Here is an 18,426-nt window from a genome sequence, read left to right as displayed (position 1 = left end):
ATGCGTTGTAACGCGGCCTACTAGATAATCGCGCGCTACGGGGATCAGCGTTCGTTGGTCCATTTTGACTTAGGTAGAGACTTGTCCGGATCCGATTGGGGAATCATTTCGCCCCAGCGGAGTCGGAACAATGCTCGCCAACTTGGCAAGAGTGGTTTGCAAGGGCGGTTTTTTCATACCGTACACCGAGCAGACCCTTTAACTGGCCGTTGGTTTTTTGATCTGTTTTCGGCGAGGGTTGCTCGTGATTGTTAGTCCCTGTAACGCACCAAAATTGTCTGCCAAACGGCTACGCAGCGCCCTGGTAGCGGGCTCTGCATTGCTCTGCCTGCTCAGCGCCGGCCAGCTTTGGGCATTTAGTCTGGATGATGTATCGGCCAAGGCAAAAGAGCTGGCCGGGCAGAAATACGAAGCGCCGCGCAGTAACCTGCCGAACGAGTTCCGCGACATGAAATTCGCGGACTATCAGAAAATTCGCTTTCTGACGGAAAAAGCCGAGTGGGCTGATCAGAAGACGCCGTTCAAGCTGTCCTTCTATCACCAGGGCATGCATTTCGATACGCCGGTGAAAATCAACGAAATCACCGCGAACAACGTCGAAGAGATCAAATACGACCCGAGTCGCTTCGACTTCGGCGACATGCAGGTCGATCCCAAGGCCACCGAACAACTGGGTTATGCCGGTTTCCGTGTGCTGTACCCGATCAACAAGGCCGACAAGCAAGACGAAATCATGACCATGCTCGGCGCGAGCTACTTCCGCGTCGTCGGCAAGGGTCACGTCTATGGTTTGTCCGCTCGCGGCATGGCACTTGATACCGCATTGCCATCCGGCGAAGAATTCCCGCGTTTCCGCGAGTTCTGGATTCAGCAGCCCAAGCCAGGCGACAAGCACCTGGTGATCTTCGCCCTGCTGGACTCACCTCGTGCCACCGGCGCCTATCGCCTGACCCTGCGTCCGGGCAGCGACACCATCGTCGACGTCAAGGCGCAGATGTTCCTGCGTGACAAGGTCGGCAAGCTGGGTATCGCCCCGTTGACCAGCATGTACCTGTTCGGCGCGAACCAGCCGTCGAAAGTACTGAACTACCGTCGCGAGCTGCACGACTCCAGCGGTCTGGCGATCCATGCCGGCAACGGCGAGTGGATCTGGCGTCCGCTGAACAACCCGAAACACCTGGCCGTGAGCAACTTCAGCGTGGAAAACCCGCGCGGCTTCGGTCTGCTGCAACGTGGCCGCGACTTCAGCCACTACGAAGACCTCGACGATCGTTACGACAAGCGCCCAAGCGCCTGGATCGAGCCGAAGGGTGACTGGGGCAAGGGCACTGTCGACCTGGTCGAGATTCCGACCGCCGACGAAACCAACGACAACATCGTAGCCTTCTGGAATCCGGAAAAATTGCCGGAACCTGGCCAGCCGCTCGATGTCGCTTATCGTATGCACTGGACCATGGATGAAGACTCGATTCACGCGCCGGACAGCGCCTGGGTCAAACAGACCCTGCGTTCCACTGGTGACGTCAAACAGTCCAACCTGATTCGTCAGCCGGACGGCAGCGTTGCCTACCTGGTGGACTTCGAAGGCCCATCCCTGGCGGCATTGCCGGCCGATACGGACGTTCGCAGCCAGGTCAGCGTCGGCGACAATGCCGAGCTGGTGGAAAACAGCGTGCGCTATAACCCTGAAACCAAGGGCTGGCGCCTGACCCTGCGGATGAAGATCAAGGACCCGGGCAAGTCCACCGAGATGCGTGCCGCACTGGTACAGAACATCGTGCCGGCGGATCTGGCCAAGACTTCGATTCCAGCGTCGAACTCGTCGGTTGCCAAGGCCGACAAGGTTGCCGCCAAGCAACAAGAGAAAGCGGACAAGGAAGCCAGGCAAGCGGAGGCCAAGCAGGCTGAAGCGAAGCCTGTTGCAGATGCCAAGGACAAGGCCAATAAAGACGCCAAGCAGCCTGCCGCTGCCGACGCGGCCCCAGCCACACCGGAATCGGCCCCGACTGAAGAAGTCCTGACCGAGACCTGGAGCTATCAGTTGCCTGCCGATGAGTAACTCTCAAGTACGGCCAGAAACTCTCTCCGAGTATCTGGCGCATCTGCCGATGACCGACCAGCAGCGCGCGGAACTCGCGGGCTGCCAGTCTTTCAGCGAATTGCACGAACGCCTGTCGTCATCTACGTTCGACGCCCCGACCGAAGCCGCCCAGGCTTCGGTCGGCAAACGCCTGACCCTGAGCACCGCCGAAGAGTTGCAGGACGCGGAAATGCTGGCGCTCGACGCCAACGGCCGGGTTTGCCTCAAGGCGACCCCGCCGATTCGGCGGACCAAGGTCGTGCCGGAGCCGTGGCGCACCAACATTCTGGTGCGTGGCTGGCGTCGGATGACCGGTCGTACCAACCCGCCGGCGCCGCCGAAGGACGAACGTGTCCTGCCGGCGGCGCGCTGGCGTACCGTGGGTTCGATCCGTCGCTACATTCTGTTGCTGCTGATGCTCGGCCAGACCATCGTCGCCGGCTGGTACATGAAAGGCATCATGCCGTACCAGGGCTGGTCGTTCGTCGACCTCAACGAAGTGCTGCACCAACCGCTGCTGCAAACCGCCACGCAAGTGCTGCCGTATGCCTTGCAGACCAGCATCCTGATCCTGTTCGGGATTCTGTTCTGCTGGGTATCGGCCGGTTTCTGGACCGCTCTGATGGGCTTCCTGGAGTTGCTGACCGGCCACGATAAATACCGTATCTCCGGTAAAAGTGCCGGCAACGAGCCGATACCGAAGGATGCGCGCACCGCCCTGGTGATGCCGATCTGCAATGAAGACGTGCCTCGGGTATTCGCCGGTCTGCGGGCGACCTTCGAGTCGGTTGCGGCCACGGGTGACCTGGACCGCTTCGACTTCTTTGTCCTCAGCGACAGTAACGACGCCGATATCTGTGTCGCCGAGCAACAGGCCTGGCTGGATGTCTGTCGTGAAGCCGGGGGCTTCGGCAAGATCTTCTACCGCCGTCGTCGTCGTCGCGTAAAACGTAAAAGCGGCAACCTCGACGACTTCTGCCGTCGTTGGGGCGGTGACTACAAGTACATGGTCGTACTCGATGCCGACTCCGTGATGAGCGGCGAGTGCCTGACCAGTCTGGTGCGCCTGATGGAAGCCACGCCGGACGCCGGGATCATCCAGACCGCGCCACGGGCGTCGGGCATGGACACCCTGTATGCGCGCATGCAGCAGTTCGCCACTCGCGTGTACGGCCCGCTGTTCACCGCCGGCCTGCACTTCTGGCAACTGGGCGAGTCGCACTACTGGGGCCACAACGCGATCATCCGCATGAAGCCGTTCATCGACCACTGCGCCCTGGCGCCGTTGCCGGGTAAAGGCGCGTTCTCCGGCTCGATCCTGTCCCACGACTTCGTTGAAGCCGCGTTGATGCGCCGTGCCGGCTGGGGCGTGTGGATTGCCTACGATCTGCCGGGCAGCTATGAAGAACTGCCGCCGAACCTGCTGGACGAACTCAAGCGTGACCGTCGCTGGTGCCACGGTAACCTGATGAACTTCCGCCTGTTCCTGGTCAAGGGCATGCACCCGGTGCACCGCGCGGTGTTCCTGACCGGCGTGATGTCCTACCTGTCGGCGCCGTTGTGGTTCTTTTTCCTGGTGCTGTCGACCGCGCTGCTGGCGGTCAATACGCTGATGGAGCCGCAGTACTTCCTCGAACCGCGCCAGCTCTATCCGCTGTGGCCACAATGGCACCCGGACAAGGCGATTGCGCTGTTCTCGACCACCATCGTGCTGCTGTTCCTGCCGAAACTGTTGAGCATCATCCTGATCTGGGCCAAGGGTGCGAAAGAGTTCGGCGGCAAGTTCAAGGTGACCCTGTCGATGCTGCTGGAGATGCTGTTCTCCATGCTGCTGGCGCCGGTGCGGATGATCTTCCACACTCGTTTCGTCCTCGCCGCATTCCTCGGCTGGGCCGCGACCTGGAACTCGCCACAACGTGACGACGACTCCACGCCGTGGAGCGAAGCGGTCAAGCGCCACGGCCCGCAGACCTTGCTGGGCTTCTTCTGGGCCATGCTGGTGATCTGGCTGAACCCGAGCTTCCTGTGGTGGCTGGTGCCGATCGTCGGTTCGTTGATGCTGTCGATCCCGGTATCGGTGATCTCCAGTCGCGTCGGTTTGGGCCTGAAGTCCCGTGACGAGAGCCTGTTCCTGATCCCTGAGGAATACAATCCGCCGCAGGCGTTGCTGGCCACCGACCAGTACACCCACGAAAACCGCTGGCATGCGCTGAACGACGGCTTCGTCCGTTCGGTGGTCGATCCACAGCAGAACGCCCTGGCGTGCTCGCTGGCGACCTCCCGTCACCGTCAGGCCGAGCCGATCGAATGGCTGCGGGTCGAGCGGGTGCGACACGCGATGAAGGTTGGACCTGAAGGCCTGACCAACAACGAGCGTGTGCAACTGTTGAGCGACCCGGTGGCCTTGGCTCGCTTGCATGAGCAGGTCTGGAGCGAAGGCCACGCGGAGTGGCTGGGCGCATGGCGCAAATCGGTCAAGGCCGATCCCCACGCGCCGCTGCTGCCGCTCAAACCGATGAGCGAACAGCCTCAGTTGGCATGATGAAAAAACCCGCGAAAGCGGGTTTTTTTTGGGGTGTTCAAAGTTACACCGCGTCGTTCCAATCGCGAGCAGGCTCGCTCCCACAGGGCCGGCGCCTGGCACAGGCGTTGTGTCTGAGCCAGTCAGTGTGGGAGCGAGCCTGCCCGCGATGGGGTTTCACTCATACCTTGAACCTGCCCACGAGCATCTGCAAATGCGTCCCCAACCGCGCCAGCTCAACGCTGGACGCTGCGGTTTCCTCGCTCGCTGCCGAGGTCTGATCCGACACATCTCGCACATTGAGCACACTGCGGTTGATCTCTTCGGCCACGGCGCTTTGTTGTTCGGCGGCAGTGGCGATCTGCTGGTTCATCGCCTGAATCGCCGAGACGGTGCGGGTGATGCTTTCCAGTGAGCCGCCGGCGCGGCGGGTCAGTTCGACACTGCTGTCAGTCAGGTTGCGGCTGTTGTCCATGATGGTCGCCACTTGTTGCGTGCCGCTTTGCAGGCCGACGATCAGCTCTTCGATCTCTTCGGTGGACTTCTGGGTGCGCTGGGCCAGGCTGCGGACTTCGTCTGCCACCACGGCAAAACCACGCCCGGCTTCACCGGCGCGGGCGGCTTCAATCGCCGCGTTGAGGGCCAGCAGGTTGGTTTGCTGGGCCACGGATTTGATCACGTCGAGCACGCTGCCGATCTTGTCGCTTTCGCGCTTGAGTTCGCCCATGGCCTCGGTGGAGTGACCGATTTGCGCGGCCAGGCGTTCGATCTGGGCGATGGCTTCACCCACCACTTTGTCGCCCTCGCGGGCCTGCTGGTCGGCGGCGACGGCAGCTTCGGAGGCTTCTTCGGCGTTGCGCGCGACTTCCTGCACGGTGGCGGCCATTTCGTTCATGGCGGTGGCGACCTGATCGGTCTCGACCTTCTGGCTGTTGACCCCGGCGCTGGTCTGCTCGGTGACCGCAGACAGTTCTTCGGCGGCGCTGGCGATCTGCGTGACGCCATCGCTGATGCCGCCAATCAGTTCGCGCAGGCCTTGGGTCATGCTCTGCATGGCGCGCTGCAACTGGCCGAGTTCGTCGCGGCGCTGCGACGTCAGGTTGTGGGTCAGATCGCCACCGGCGACGCGCTCGGCGACGGCCAGGGTCTGGTTCAATGGAATGATGATCTGCCGGGTGATCGCCCAGGCAGCCAGCAGGCCGAAGGCGATGGCCAGTACGGTGGCGAGGGTCAGCATGTTCTTGGCATGGGCGGCGTCGGTGTCACGCACGACGGTTTGCGAGACGGTGAGTTTCTGGCTCATGCCCAACAGGATGTCGCCTTGGGCAGACATGCGTACCAGAGCCTTGGCGCTGGCCACCTGGGAGTCGCGGAACTGGCTGACGGCGGCGCGGTAGGCCTTCAGTGAATCAGTCGCCTGTTGCAGGTTGGCGATGTGTTCTTCAGGCAGTTTGGCCGGCAGGCTCTCGAGGTTCTTCAGGGCGTTGTCGATCGCGTCGAGGGCTGGCTGTTCGGCTTCGCTCTTGCCGCTGTAGGTGTAGCCGCGAACCTGGAAACGCGCCTGCTGGATCAGTTTGCTCAGGTCGATCACGCTATTGAAGGCGGTCACGCTGTCACCTTGCAGCATGGATTTTTCCACTTCGGCGACGCGGGCCACGGCATTGTCGGCGGTGGCGCCGAGTTTGCTGCGGGCGTCTTCACGCTGGGCGCCGGCCTGGGTCATGTCGCTGAAGGCGCGGCGGTATTCGGCGACAGCGGCCAGTTGTTGATCGACCATGGCCGTATCAGCCGGTTGCTCGATCAGGCCGCGGGCGGTCTGCAGGCCGCTTTCGAGTTTGCCCAACAGCTCGTTGACGGCGCCGGGGCCTTGTTCGCCGCGACGCATCTCGTAATCCAGGCGAGCAATGCGCAGGTCCTTGGTCAGGTCGTTGAGACTGGCGATGAACCCCAGTTTATCGCCACGGCTGGTCACGCCACTCAGGCCGCTCCAGCCGGTGAAAGTGATCAGCAGGGTCAGTAACAGCACCAGGCCGAAGCCGATGCCCAGCTTGCGTTTGACGCTGATGTTTCCCAGATTCTCGGCTAGCCATTGGTACATGCTGAAATTCCCCGGACCACAATTTGGTTTTATGGGGGATGTATCGGCAGAGGCGCGGGGTTCTGTAGGCGCTGCCCGATATACGGGCGGATGATGACCTGTAGGAGCGAGCTTGCTCGCGAAGGCGGCGTGCCAGTCAGTGCAAATATTGACTGAAAATCCGCCTTTGCGAGCAAGCCCGCTCCAACAGGGGGAATTGTGTCGTGGGGTTAGAAAAGTCGTGCCAGCAGCGCGGTCACGGCGGTTTCGACGCGCAGGATGCGCTCGCCAAGTTGCACTGGTTGCAGGCCGGACTTGCCCAACAGGTCGATCTCGTAGGGAATCCAGCCACCCTCGGGGCCGATGGCCAGGGTCACCGGTTCGCTGAGTGCGCGAGGGCAGGGCGGGTAATTGCCCGGATGCCCCACCAGGCCGAGGGTGCCCTCGGTAATCGCCGGCAAACGGTCTTCGACGAACGGCTTGAAGCGCTTCTCGATGACGACTTGCGGCAGCACGCTGTCCCGGGCCTGTTCGAGGCCGAGGATCAACTGCTCGCGAATCGCCTCGGGCTCCAGGAACGGGGTCTGCCAGAAGCTCTTCTCGACGCGATAGCTGTTGACCAGCACGATCCGCGGCACACCCATGGCCGCCACGGTCTGGAACACCCTGCGCAGCATCTTGGGGCGTGGCAGGGCCAATACCAGGGTCAATGGCAGCTTGGCTGGTGGTGGCTGGTCGAGGGTGACGCGCAATTCCGCTTCGCCGGTGTCCAGGCGCAGCACTTCGGCCGAGCCCATCAGCCCGCCGATCCGCCCGACACGCATGCTGTCGCCCACTTCGCAGCGGTGGACTTCCTGCATGTGGGTCAACCGGCGATCACGCAGGATCACCCGGTCGGCCGCAATGAAATCGGCTTCTTCGAGCAGCAGCAGGTTCACGGTTGAGTCGCTGGCGGCTGGTCGTTGTTGTCGTCAGCCGGCTGGTCGTCCGGGTGCTCGCCACGCTTGCTGATCAGGCTGCCAAACAGGATGCCGATTTCGAACAGCAACCACATCGGCACGGCTAGCAGGGTCTGCGAGAAGATGTCTGGCGGCGTCAGGATCATGCCGACCACGAAGCAGCCGATGACCACGTACGGGCGGATTTTCTTCAGGTATTTGACGTCGACTACGCCGATCCACACCAGCAGCACCACGGCCACCGGGATTTCGAACGCCACGCCAAAAGCGAAGAACAGCGTCATGACGAAATCGAGGTAGCTGGTGATGTCGGTCATCATTTCCACGCCGGCCGGGGTGGCAGCGGCGAAGAACTTGAAGATCAGCGGGAACACCAGGTAGTAGGCGAACGCCATGCCGGCATAGAACAACACGATGCTGGACATCAGCAACGGCACAGCAATGCGTTTTTCATGCTTGTACAGGCCCGGGGCGATGAAACCCCAGATCTGGTGCAGGATCACCGGGATGGCCAGGAACAGCGAGACCATCATGGTCAGCTTCAGTGGCGTCAGGAACGGCGACGACACGTCGGTGGCAATCATCGTCGCGCCGGCGGGCAGGTACGCGCGCAGCGGAGTGGAGACGAAGGTGTAGATCTGCTGGGTGAAGGCGAACAGCCCGGCAAAGATGATGAAGATCGCCGCTACGCAGCGCAGCAGACGGGTACGCAACTCGGTGAGGTGCGAAACCAGCGGCATGTGCTGGTCGTTTTCAGGGAGATCGCTCATGGGGCTCGCGGCGGCAAAGTGGTGTCGTTAGGCGCCGTCGTTGTCGGCGCAGCGGCTGGAGCAACGGGTTCAACCGGAGTCGCTGCCACAACGGGCGCGGGTTGCGCGGCCGAAACAGCAGGTGCAGGTGTTGTCGCGGCGGCAGCGGCAGGCGCATGAATCGTCTGCTCTCCCACATGCTCCACCGGCGTCGGCTCCTGCTGGGTCGGGGTGAAGATTTTCCGCGCCTCCTGCTCAAGCGACAGGATGTGCTCGTTGTGCAGTTGCCGACGAATCTCGTCGGCACCGATTTCACGTTCAACTTCCTGTTTGATCGCGTTGAAGCTGCGCTTCAGACGCCCGACCCACAGGCCAGCGGTGCGCGCAGCGCCCGGCAAACGCTCGGGACCCAGCACCAGCAGGGCGACGAGGCCGACGAGCAGCAGTTCAGAGAAGCTGATACCAAACATTAGTCAGTGCTCACACGTCTTTGCGGATCGGCTCTTCGACTTTCTGTGCCTGCACGTCGATGGTGTGCGGCTGGTTCACCGAGGCCTGTGGCTGTACCGGTGGCACCGGTTGGGCCGGGTTCGCATTCGGGTCAGCCGGTTTTTCGTCGTCGTTCATGGCTTTCTTGAAGCCCTTGATCGATTCGCCGACGTCAGTGCCGAGGTTTTTCAGTTTCTTGGTGCCGAACACCAGTACCACGACAACCAGGATGACGATCCAGTGTTTCCAGTCAAAAATGCCCATGCTGCTGCTCCTCTCTAATAGTTATTCAGGCGGACGGGCGCGAGGCTTTCTCGGCGTGTCCGGAGAGACCGAAGCGACGGTCCAGTTCATCGAGTACAGCCTGTGGATGCTGCCCCAATTGGGCGAGCATGACCATGCTGTGGAACCACAAATCGGCGGTTTCGTAGATCACATCGCTGCAGTCGCCGCTGACGGCGGCATCCTTGGCGGCAATGATGGTTTCGACCGACTCTTCGCCGACTTTTTCCAGAATCTTGTTCAAACCCTTGTGATACAGGCTGGCGACATACGAGCTGTCGGCGGCGGCGCCTTTGCGCTCTTCCAGTACTTCGGCCAGACGGGTCAGTGTGTCACTCATGTGTGTGCCCTGCGCAGTAGATAGCGTGCGGATCTTTGAGCACCGGGTCGACCGTTGTCCAGTCGCCGTTTTCAAAGACGCGGTAGAAGCAGCTCTGGCGGCCGGTATGGCAGGCGATGTCGCCGACCTGCTCGACCATCAGGATGATGACGTCGGCGTCGCAGTCCAGACGCATCTCGTGCAGGGTTTGCACATGGCCAGACTCTTCGCCCTTGCGCCACAGCTTGCCACGGGAGCGCGACCAGTAGATTGCGCGGTTCTCGGCAGCGGTCAGTTCCAGTGCTTCGCGGTTCATCCAGGCCATCATCAGGACGCGCCCGGTCTTGTGATCCTGGGCAATCGCCGGCACCAGGCCGTTGGCGTCCCACTTGATCTCGTCCAGCCAGTTTTTCATCTTCGACTCCGACAGCGGGCTCGACACTTCAATAGTCGAGCTCAGGCGTTGAAACAGTGTGCCAGTCGTTCAGCCAACTGGCTATCGGCGCACGACCAGATACAAGCCGACCGCCATCATGATGCCGGCCGGCCAGTAAGCCAACTGGTTCAGCGGGCCGCCAGCGGCAAGGATGGCGCCCCCGGCCAGGTGCGCCGTGCCGAGCAGGCGCAGGAACCAGTCATCGCGGCGTCGGTGCCACGCTGGCGGCGAGTCGTAGGCGTGGGGTTGGGACATGCGTTCGAGCAGGTCGCGGGCCATGTTGGCCAGGTGCGGGATCTGTTCGAACTGGCTGTGCACGTTGCCGAGCAGGGCTTTGGGGCTGACGCGCTCGCGCATCCAGCGTTCGAGGAACGGCTGTGCGGTGTTCCACAGGTCGAGGTCCGGGTACAGCTGGCGGCCCAGGCCTTCGATGTTCAGCAGGGTTTTTTGCAGCAGGACCAACTGCGGCTGCACTTCCATGTTGAAGCGGCGCGCAGTCTGGAACAGGCGCATCAGCACCTGGCCGAAGGAGATATCCTTCAGCGGTTTTTCGAAGATCGGCTCGCACACGGTACGGATCGCTGCTTCGAATTCGTTGAGTTTGGTTTCCGCCGGCACCCAGCCCGAATCGATGTGCAACTGCGCCACGCGACGGTAATCGCGCTTGAAGAAGGCGAACAGGTTGCGCGCCAGGTAATCCTGGTCCTCCGGGGTCAGGCTGCCGACGATGCCGCAGTCGATCGCAATGTACTGCGGGCTCCACGGATTCACGGTGCTGACGAAAATGTTGCCTGGGTGCATGTCGGCGTGGAAGAAGCTGTCACGGAACACCTGGGTGAAGAAAATCTCCACACCACGCTCGGCGAGCATTTTCATGTCCGTGCGCTGGTCGGCCAGGGTCGCCAGATCGGTAACCTGAATACCATAGATGCGCTCCATCACCAGCACTTTCGGCCGGCACCAGTCCCAATAGACTTGCGGCACGTACAGCAGCGGCGAACCGTCGAAGTTGCGCTTCAACTGGCTGGCGTTGGCCGCCTCGCGCAGCAGGTCGAGTTCGTCGTAGATGGTTTTTTCGTAATCGCTGACCACGTCCACCGGGTGCAGCAGGCGCGCATCGGCCGAGAGTTTTTCGGCGGCGCGAGCGAGGATGAACAGCCACGCCAGGTCTTGGGCGATCACCGGTTTAAGGCCAGGGCGGATCACCTTGACCACCACTTCTTCACCGGTTTTCAGTTGCGCGGCATGCACCTGCGCCACTGAGGCCGAGGCCAGCGGTTCGACGTCGAAACGGCTGAACACGTCGCTGATTTTCTTGCCGAGCTGTTCTTCGATCAGCTTGATCGACACTTGCGAGTCGAACGGCGGAACGCGGTCCTGCAGCTTCATCAGTTCGTCGGCGATGTCTTCGGGCAACAGATCGCGGCGGGTGGACAGGATCTGCCCGAACTTGATGAAAATCGGCCCCAGGTCCTGCAACGCCAGGCGCAAGCGCGCGCCACGGCTGAGGTCCAGGGTCTTGCGCGGGAACCAGCGCCACGGCAGGACATAACGCAGCGCCCGCAGGAACCAGGGCAGCGGCAGGGCGAACAGCAGGTCATCGAGGCGGTAGCGGATCACGACGCGCTGGATGCGCAACAAACGGCGGACGGCAAGCAGCTTCATGCGTTATCGCTTGGGTCGAGGGATCGGGAAAGGCGCTCGAAACGCGCCTCGAGACGTTCCAGATCGAGCTTGATCTGGTCCAGCTCACTGAATCGGGCTTCGGCTTCGCGCTGACCGACCAGGGTGCGCGATTCTTCTGCCAGGTATTCGCCCAGGTTCTGGCCCAGGCTGGCAAAGCCTTGCTGATACCAGCGGGCGCGGCTGCGCAGGTGACCGCCGAGCAGTTGCGTGGCCACCGGCCCCAGCCAGCGCGAGAGTTCGTACTCCCAGTCCAGCTCCAGGTCCTGGAGGATCGCCGCCAGTTCCAGCAGCACGCCGCTGTCGCCGTCGAGTTCGACTTCAGGAGCGTGCAGAACAGAAGTCTTGTCCTTGCTCATGGCCAGTTTCAACAGGCTCGAGGCCGGTGCACGCAAGGTGCAGTCGGCGTCGGTTTCCCACTGGGAAGCGAGCATCAGGCCTTCGTCGCTGGGCAGGATGAACAGTTGCAGCGCCGGGCTGCGACAGTCGACGGCAATCACTCTACCGCTCAAATGCGCCAGCCGCGGCAGCGCCGTGCTGTCGAGACGCAGCACCCGGTTCAGGCCGAGTTCAACGCTGGCGAGCAGGCCGGCGAGCAGCATCAGGGCTTGATGCCGCGGTGCAGGGCAACGATGCCTGCGGTCATGTTGTGATAGGTCACGCGGTCGAAACCGGCCTCGACCATCATCGACTTCAGGGTTTCCTGGTTCGGGTGCATGCGGATCGATTCGGCCAGGTAGCGATAGCTTTCCGAGTCGTTGGTGATCAGCTTGCCCATCAGCGGCATGAAGGCGAACGAGTAGGCGTCGTAGGCCTTGGACATCAGCGCGTTGGTCGGCTTGGAGAATTCCAGCACCAGCAAACGGCCGCCGGGCTTGAGCACGCGCAGCATCGAGCGCAGGGCATCTTCCTTGTGGGTCACGTTGCGCAGGCCGAAGGCGATGGTCACGCAGTCGAAATGGTTGTCCGGGAACGGCAGTTTTTCCGCATCGGCCTGGACGAATTCGACGTTGCCGGCCACACCGAGGTCCAGCAGGCGGTCACGACCGACCTTGAGCATGGATTCGTTGATATCGGCCAACACGACCTGGCCGGTCGGGCCTACCAGATGCGAGAACTTGCGGGTCAGGTCGCCAGTACCGCCAGCGATATCCAGCACGCGGTTGCCGGTGCGCACGCCCGACAGTTCGATCGCGAAACGCTTCCACAGACGGTGCATTCCGCCCGACAGAAGGTCGTTCATCAGGTCATATTTGGCGGCTACCGAGTGGAAAACCTCAGCGACTTTTTCCGCTTTCTGGCTTTCCGGAACGTTTTTGAAGCCGAAGTGAGTGGTGGGTTCGGCATCGCTGCCTTTGCGCTGATCAGTCATATCGCTGTCACCAAAAGAGAATGCGCGACATTCTAATCCCCAAGGCATGCTTTGTCTTGGCAAGGCTGAAGGTAAGATGGGTAACCATCGGGACGTTTTGACACAGCAGGGGTCAAGATGCCTCGGGAAAGCATCCATAAAGCAGGAGTTATTTGATGGCCCGTATTAGTGTTGAACGTGCCCATGGCCTGGGTAAGGAAGCGGCTCGCGAGAAGGCCGACAAGCTGGCGCAGAAACTTTCCGATCAGTATGGCCTGGAGCCGCAGTGGTCCGGCGATACCCTGAACCTCACGCGCTCGGGTGTGAAGGGCGCGGTGCATGTCGCCGAGGATTCGATTCGCGTCGAAGTGGAACTGGGCCTGATGATGTCGGCCATGAGCGGCATGATCAAAGCGGAAATCGAAAAGGCGCTGGATAAGGTCCTGGTCTGACTCTTAAAAGATCGCAGCCTTCGGCAGCTCCTGCATTGGATTGCGTTCATCCTGTAGGAGCTGCCGAAGGCTGCGATCTTTTCCGAACGGCACCACCGATTCATGTCAGTTGTTAGGGTGCCGTTTCTAATTTTTCTCCCTACTTTGTGCCAGAGCCCGACACTTATCCGGGCAGTTCCTCAAACCTTCTGCGCGTGAGGTGCACCATGGCCAAAGTTATTTTGAAGAAAAAAACCGACCCGTCGACCGGCACGCTGAGCGACGTCAAATCCTATGCCCGCAAGATCTGGCTGGCAGGCCTGGGCGCCTACGCCAAGGTCGGTCAAGAGGGCAGCGAATACTTTCAAGAGTTGATCAAGGCTGGTCAGGTTGTTGAAAAGAAAGGCAAAAAAGTAGTCGCCGAGAAACTGGAAGCGGCCAATGCCGAAATCGATGAAGCCAAGAGTGAAGTCAGCACTTTCAAAGGCCGCGTCGAAGTTCAACTCGACAAGGTCGAGAAGGCGTTCGACACGCGTGTCGCAAGTGCCTTGAATCGTATCGGCATTCCGTCTAAACATGACGTTGAGACACTCTCTGCTAAGCTCGATGGGCTGACGGCATTGCTCGAACGTGTCGCGCGTAAATCTTAAGGAGAACGGGATGGCTGTTAAAAAGAAAACCGAAAAAGAAGGCAGCTCGTGGATCGGGAAAGTTGAAGAATATTCCCGAAAAATCTGGCTGGCTGGTTTAGGCGTGTACTCGAAGATCGACACTGACGGCAGCAAGCTCTTCGATACATTGGTTAAGGACGGCGAGAAAGCCGAGAAGCTCACCAAGAGCGCTGTTGGCAAGACAGTCGACGCCGCCAAGGACTCTGCTTCCTCGGCCAAGTCGCGCATCAGCGGCGTGAAAGATCGCGCACTGGGCAAGTGGGATGAGCTGGAAGGCGCCTTTGACAAGCGTCTGAACAGCGCCATTTCGCGTCTGGGCGTACCGAGCCGCAACGAAGTCAAGGCACTGCACAGCAAGGTCGAAACACTGACCAAGCAAATCGAAAAACTGACCGGTGCCAAGGTTGCGCCTGTTGCGGCGAAAACCGCGGCGGCCAAACCTGCTGCCAAGCCGGCCGCCAAAACCGCAGCCAAGCCACTGGCAAAAGCAGCGGCTAAACCTGCTGCCAAGCCTGCGGCTAAAACTGCAGCCGCCAAACCGGCCGCCGCAAAAGCCGCTGCCAAACCAGCGGCTAAACCGGCCGCCAAGCCTGCAGCGAAAACTGCAGCGGCCAAACCCGCTGCGGCAAAAAAACCAGCGGTGAAAAAGCCGGCAGCTCCAAAAGCCGCCGCGCCAAAACCAGCAGTGGCAGCTGCCAAACCGGCAACGCCGGCAGCTCTGGTCAGCGCATCGAACTCCGCTGCCGCGCCAACCCCTGCTGTCACCCCGACTACCGCGCCAGCTCCATCGACGCCAACCAGTCAGTCCTGATTCTCAGGGCTCTAGAAAACGCCCGGCCTGTGAAGGTCGGGCGTTTTTGTTTGTGTATAGAAAAAAGATCGCAGCCTGCGGCAGCTCCTACATGGGATCGCGGTTACCTGTAGGAGCTGCCGCAGGCTGCGATCTTTTGATCTTAATGCTCTTCCAGGTACTCCATCGCCATCTGCTCAGTCGCGACCTTGATCGGTGGCAGCAAGTGTGGCGCCACCAGCATCATGATCTGGTAAACCACCAGCCGCACCTCGCCTTCGCGATCGAGAATCCGCTGGTAATCCAGTGAGAACAGCAGCGTCAGGGTGATCTGCTCCACCAATTGCCCCAGTGCCTGGGTATCGCTGACCAGCAGTCCTTGTGCCTTCAGTCGCGCCAGCAACGACGCCAGTGTGCGCTTGAGTGCATTGAGCAGGTTGCGAATGCCCTTGGCCAGTTTCGGCAGGCGTCCGGCGAGGTTCGACAGGTCCTGGAAGAGAAACCGGTAGTGGGACAGGCGTTCGACGATCAGGTGCAGGAACAGCCAGTAGTCTTCCGGTGCCAGTTCGACATCGGCCGGTGGGTCGAGCAAGGGGGTCAATTCGCCCTGAAAGCGCTCGAACAGCCCGAGAATCAACGGTTCCTTGCCGTGGAAGTGGTAGTAGAGGTTGCCCGGGCTGATGCCCATTTCATTGGCAACTTCCATGGTGGAGACATTCGGTTCGCCCTTTTGATTGAACAACTGCAGGGCACATTCGAGGATCCGGTCGCGGGTTTTCATCCAGTCTTCTTAATGATCGGGTCTTGCCACGGCCGGCAGAGGCCGTGGCGCGTTGAACGTCAGCGCACGCGCACATAAGTACCGGGTGCTGCCTCCATCGGTGGATAGTTCTGGTTGCCGAGCGCCATGTGGGTTTCCTTCTGCGCGCCGGAACGTTCCTGAATCCAGCTCAGCCATTGGGTCCACCAACTGCCGTCGACATGCTTGGCGTCGTAGTACCAGGCGCGGGGATCGCTGCTCAGTTTGCCGTTCTCGACGTAGTTGGCTTTCGGGTTGCTCGGCGGGTTGAGGATGCTCTGCACATGTCCGCTGTTGGACAGCACGAAGCGCCGCTCGCCACCCAGCAACAGCGTTGAGCGATACACCGCATCCCACGGTGTGATGTGATCGTTGATGCCAGCGACGCTGAAGCTGTCGACGGTGACCTTCTGCAAATCGATCGGCGTGCCACACACTTCCAGCCCGCCCGGGTGGGTCAGCGGGTTGTGCTTGAAGAAGTCCAGCAGGTCGCCATGCAGGGCGGCCGGCAAACGCGTGTTGTCGTTGTTCCAGTAGAGGATGTCGAACGCCGGTGGCTCCTTGCCCAGCAGGTAGTTGTTGACGAAGTAGCTCCAGATCAAATCATTGGGGCGCATCCAGGCGAAGACCTTGGCCATGTCGCGGCCGTCCAGCACACCTTTCTGATAGGAGCGGCGCTTGGCTGCCTCCAGAGTCTGTTCGTCGGCGAACAGCGAAACGGGGCTGTCCAGCTGGCTGTCGAGCAGGCTCACCAGATAGGTCGCGCTGGACACCCTGCGCAGCTGCCGCTTGGCCTGCAAGTGACCTTGCAACGCGGCAATGGTCAGCCCGCCGGCGCAGGCGCCCATCAGGTTGACCTCGCGTGCGCCGGTGATCGCCCGGCAGACATTCAAGGCCTCTTCCACGGCTTCCACGTAGGTCGAGAGCCCCCATTCGCGGTGACGCACATCCGGATTGCGCCAACTGATCATGAAGGTTTGCAGGCCGTTTTTGAGGGCGTACTGGACGAAGCTGTTGTGCGGGCTCAGGTCGAAAATGTAGTACTTGTTGATTTGCGGCGGTACTACCAGCAGGGGCTTGGAATACTGCTTTTCGCTCATCGGCTTGTACTGGATCAACTCCAGCAGCTCGTTGCGAAACACCACTGCACCGGTGGTGGTGGCGACCGTCTTGCCAACCTCGAACGCTTGCTTGGTGACTTGCCGTGGCAGGCCATCGTTGTGCAGCAGATCGTCCACCAAATGACTGATGCCACGCACCAGGCTGTTACCGCCGGAATTGAAGAGCTCCTTGACCGCCAGTGGATTGAGCAGGGTGTTGGAGGGCGATACGGCGTCGTTGAGCAGGGCGAAAGCGAAGTGGGCGCGGGCGCGGTCGTCCGGGCTCATGTTGCTCTCGTCGATCCAGCTCTTGACCTGTTTCTGCCAGCTCAAATAGGCCTGCAGGCTGCGGCGATAAAATGGGTTGAGGCTCCACGCCGGGTCGGCGAAGCGAGCGTCCTGCGGGTTGGTCGGGTGCAGGGTTTCACCCAGCAGCACACGGCCAAGCTGACCACCGAGCTTGAGGGCATGTCGGGCGCTGTGCACCGGATTGCGCAAGCCATGGGCGGCCACCCTGCGCAGGGTCGACAACAGATCCCGGCCGCGCAGGCCGGTAATCGCACTCTGTGCATTGATGAACGCGGCGGGAGTCGGTAGGGAATCCCTCGCTGGTTTCTCGCGCATGAGTCAACACTCCTTCGTCTTCAGGCCAAAAACAAATACACCGAACCAGAACACCATAGACGCTGTAACGGGTTGTTGCGCGGTGTGGCGTCCTGCCGACCGCTGAGGCAGTGGTTTAGCCGCCCAATGGCGCCGGACGCGGATGCATCACCGCGCGCTGGCGCTCCTCTTCCAGGAATTTCATGATGATCGGGGCCACCGCTTCGGCCCGGGTAATCAGGAACAAATGCCCGTCATCGATGATGTGCAGCTGGGCGTTGGGAATCCGCCAGGCCAGCAAGCGCATGTTGACCAACGGGATCAGTGGGTCATCGTCGCCGGCCAGTACCAGGGTCGGTTGGCGGATCTTGTGCAACCAGTGAATGCTGGTCCAGCCGAGGCCGGCGAACAGCTGCCAGTAGTAACCGAGCTTGCCCGCCGAACGCACCTTGGCCGCATGGCTCGCGGCCAACGTCGGGTCGCGACGGAACGCGCCGCCGTAGATCATCGGCGCAATGCGGATCACGTGGGATGGCTGGATGTAACGTCGAGGGCTGGCCATCATCCACAGCACTTTCGGCTTGCCCGGCACCATCACCGCACCCGCCGCCGTCGCCGCCAGTACGAGTTTCTTGCAGCGCTCCGGATAGTCGTAGGCGAATTGTTGGGCCAGGGCGCCACCCCAGGACACGCCGATGACGTTGACCTGCCCGTAGTCGAGATAGTCGAGCATCCGCGCCGTGAGTTTCGCCAGCCCCGGAAAACGATACGGCCGGTTCGGCGTCGACGAACCACCGACACCGGGTACGTCGAAGGCGATGACTTCCAGGTCCGGATCCAGCGCCGCGATGAACGGGAACACCAGCTCCAGGTTGGCGCCGATACCGTTGAAAATCAGCAGGGGCGTCAAGTGAGGCTTGCCGGGGCGTACCGCCGTGCGGAGCGTCTGGCCATCCAGATCGACGGTACGGAATATGAAGGGTTGCGGCATGCTTCTGGCCCTGTGGGTCGCTTTCTTGAATTCTTCCCTGATCCCCTGTAGGAGCGAGCTTGCTCGCGAAAAACGTGAGGGCAACGCGTTATCCA

18 protein-coding genes and 1 pseudogene are annotated in these 18,426 nt (G+C 61.1%); 5 read left to right on the top strand and 14 right to left on the bottom strand.

Annotated features, from left to right (window positions below; genetic code table 11):
- The first annotated feature begins 244 nt into the window (after nucleotides 1-244).
- Both AC1DKH_RS13590 and mdoH read left to right on the top strand, forming a co-directional pair.
- Nucleotides 245-2,059 (top strand): glucan biosynthesis protein, encoded by a 1,815-nt coding sequence (locus tag AC1DKH_RS13590; protein WP_477752194.1) that lies wholly within the window; start codon nucleotides 245-247, stop codon nucleotides 2,057-2,059.
- Nucleotides 2,052-4,622 carry a glucans biosynthesis glucosyltransferase MdoH gene (gene mdoH / locus AC1DKH_RS13585; protein WP_477752193.1) on the top strand — a complete coding sequence of 857 codons (2,571 nt, stop codon included), beginning with the start codon at nucleotides 2,052-2,054 and terminating at the stop codon, nucleotides 4,620-4,622. Before AC1DKH_RS13590 ends, mdoH begins: the two co-directional genes overlap by 8 nt.
- A 160-nt stretch (nucleotides 4,623-4,782) precedes the next feature.
- Here the strand turns inward: mdoH and AC1DKH_RS13580 are convergent, their stop codons facing one another.
- From AC1DKH_RS13580 to ubiE, 11 genes and pseudogenes are all read right to left on the bottom strand, one after another.
- On the bottom strand, nucleotides 4,783-5,496 hold the full coding sequence (locus AC1DKH_RS13580) for a methyl-accepting chemotaxis protein (RefSeq protein WP_477798456.1): 714 nt from the start codon (nucleotides 5,494-5,496) through the stop codon (nucleotides 4,783-4,785).
- 141 nt (nucleotides 5,497-5,637) lie between these two features.
- Nucleotides 5,638-6,699: pseudogene (locus tag AC1DKH_RS13575) on the bottom strand (methyl-accepting chemotaxis protein); the annotation flags it as partial.
- Nucleotides 6,700-6,908: 209 nt separating this feature from the next.
- Nucleotides 6,909-7,616 (bottom strand): 16S rRNA (uracil(1498)-N(3))-methyltransferase, encoded by a 708-nt coding sequence (locus tag AC1DKH_RS13570; protein WP_477752192.1) that lies wholly within the window; start codon nucleotides 7,614-7,616, stop codon nucleotides 6,909-6,911.
- Entirely contained in the window at nucleotides 7,613-8,407 is a 795-nt protein-coding gene (tatC, locus tag AC1DKH_RS13565) for a twin-arginine translocase subunit TatC (RefSeq protein WP_477759706.1), read from the bottom strand. Before tatC ends, AC1DKH_RS13570 begins: the two co-directional genes overlap by 4 nt.
- On the bottom strand, nucleotides 8,404-8,856 hold the full coding sequence (gene tatB / locus AC1DKH_RS13560; RefSeq protein ID WP_477798412.1) for a Sec-independent protein translocase protein TatB: 453 nt from the start codon (nucleotides 8,854-8,856) through the stop codon (nucleotides 8,404-8,406). Before tatB ends, tatC begins: the two co-directional genes overlap by 4 nt.
- Nucleotides 8,857-8,866: 10 nt before the next feature.
- Nucleotides 8,867-9,139 (bottom strand): twin-arginine translocase TatA/TatE family subunit, encoded by a 273-nt coding sequence (locus tag AC1DKH_RS13555; RefSeq protein ID WP_108216223.1) that lies wholly within the window; start codon nucleotides 9,137-9,139, stop codon nucleotides 8,867-8,869.
- A 25-nt stretch (nucleotides 9,140-9,164) separates the two neighbouring features.
- Nucleotides 9,165-9,497: a phosphoribosyl-ATP diphosphatase gene (locus AC1DKH_RS13550; RefSeq protein WP_007975564.1), complete on the bottom strand. Its 333-nt coding sequence runs from the start codon at nucleotides 9,495-9,497 to the stop codon at nucleotides 9,165-9,167.
- The gene (hisI, locus tag AC1DKH_RS13545) at nucleotides 9,490-9,891 is read right to left on the bottom strand and encodes a phosphoribosyl-AMP cyclohydrolase (protein ID WP_477798411.1); all 402 of its coding nucleotides are present in this window, start codon (nucleotides 9,889-9,891) and stop codon (nucleotides 9,490-9,492) included. The genes AC1DKH_RS13550 and hisI overlap by 8 nt, the downstream gene beginning before the upstream one ends.
- Before the next feature lie 81 nt (nucleotides 9,892-9,972).
- Complete coding sequence (gene ubiB, locus AC1DKH_RS13540) at nucleotides 9,973-11,577, bottom strand: ubiquinone biosynthesis regulatory protein kinase UbiB (RefSeq protein ID WP_477798410.1); 1,605 nt, start codon at nucleotides 11,575-11,577, stop codon at nucleotides 9,973-9,975.
- Nucleotides 11,574-12,197, bottom strand: a complete 624-nt coding sequence (locus AC1DKH_RS13535; RefSeq protein ID WP_477798409.1) for a ubiquinone biosynthesis accessory factor UbiJ — start codon at nucleotides 12,195-12,197, stop codon at nucleotides 11,574-11,576. Before AC1DKH_RS13535 ends, ubiB begins: the two co-directional genes overlap by 4 nt.
- Nucleotides 12,197-12,967 (bottom strand): bifunctional demethylmenaquinone methyltransferase/2-methoxy-6-polyprenyl-1,4-benzoquinol methylase UbiE, encoded by a 771-nt coding sequence (gene ubiE, locus AC1DKH_RS13530; RefSeq protein WP_007989286.1) that lies wholly within the window; start codon nucleotides 12,965-12,967, stop codon nucleotides 12,197-12,199. The genes AC1DKH_RS13535 and ubiE overlap by 1 nt, the downstream gene beginning before the upstream one ends.
- 155 nt (nucleotides 12,968-13,122) lie before the next feature.
- On the opposite strand from ubiE, the gene AC1DKH_RS13525 reads away from it, so the two are divergent.
- The 3 genes from AC1DKH_RS13525 (at nucleotide 13,123) to AC1DKH_RS13515 (ending at nucleotide 14,859) form a co-directional block, all read left to right on the top strand.
- Nucleotides 13,123-13,398: a polyhydroxyalkanoic acid system family protein gene (locus AC1DKH_RS13525; RefSeq protein WP_477798408.1), complete on the top strand. Its 276-nt coding sequence runs from the start codon at nucleotides 13,123-13,125 to the stop codon at nucleotides 13,396-13,398.
- Between the two features lie 206 nt (nucleotides 13,399-13,604).
- The gene (locus AC1DKH_RS13520) at nucleotides 13,605-14,027 is read left to right on the top strand and encodes a phasin family protein (protein WP_477798407.1); all 423 of its coding nucleotides are present in this window, start codon (nucleotides 13,605-13,607) and stop codon (nucleotides 14,025-14,027) included.
- Nucleotides 14,028-14,037: 10 nt separating this feature from the next.
- On the top strand, nucleotides 14,038-14,859 hold the full coding sequence (locus tag AC1DKH_RS13515; protein WP_477798406.1) for a phasin family protein: 822 nt from the start codon (nucleotides 14,038-14,040) through the stop codon (nucleotides 14,857-14,859).
- A 142-nt stretch (nucleotides 14,860-15,001) separates the two neighbouring features.
- On the opposite strand, the gene AC1DKH_RS13510 is transcribed toward AC1DKH_RS13515, so the two are convergent.
- From AC1DKH_RS13510 to phaZ, 3 genes are all read right to left on the bottom strand, one after another.
- Nucleotides 15,002-15,619 (bottom strand): TetR/AcrR family transcriptional regulator, encoded by a 618-nt coding sequence (locus AC1DKH_RS13510; protein WP_477798405.1) that lies wholly within the window; start codon nucleotides 15,617-15,619, stop codon nucleotides 15,002-15,004.
- A gap of 59 nt (nucleotides 15,620-15,678) precedes the next feature.
- A complete protein-coding gene (gene phaC, locus AC1DKH_RS13505; protein WP_477752183.1) occupies nucleotides 15,679-17,361 on the bottom strand; it encodes a class II poly(R)-hydroxyalkanoic acid synthase in 1,683 nt (560 codons plus the stop codon).
- 115 nt (nucleotides 17,362-17,476) lie between these two features.
- Nucleotides 17,477-18,331 carry a poly(3-hydroxyalkanoate) depolymerase gene (gene phaZ, locus AC1DKH_RS13500; RefSeq protein WP_347910147.1) on the bottom strand — a complete coding sequence of 285 codons (855 nt, stop codon included), beginning with the start codon at nucleotides 18,329-18,331 and terminating at the stop codon, nucleotides 17,477-17,479.
- Between the last annotated feature and the right edge of the window lie 95 nt (nucleotides 18,332-18,426).

The organism is Pseudomonas sp. 05L36 (genome assembly GCF_056398125.1).
Note: the sequence above shows the minus strand (reverse complement) of the source record. Positions and strands in the feature narration are given on the sequence as shown.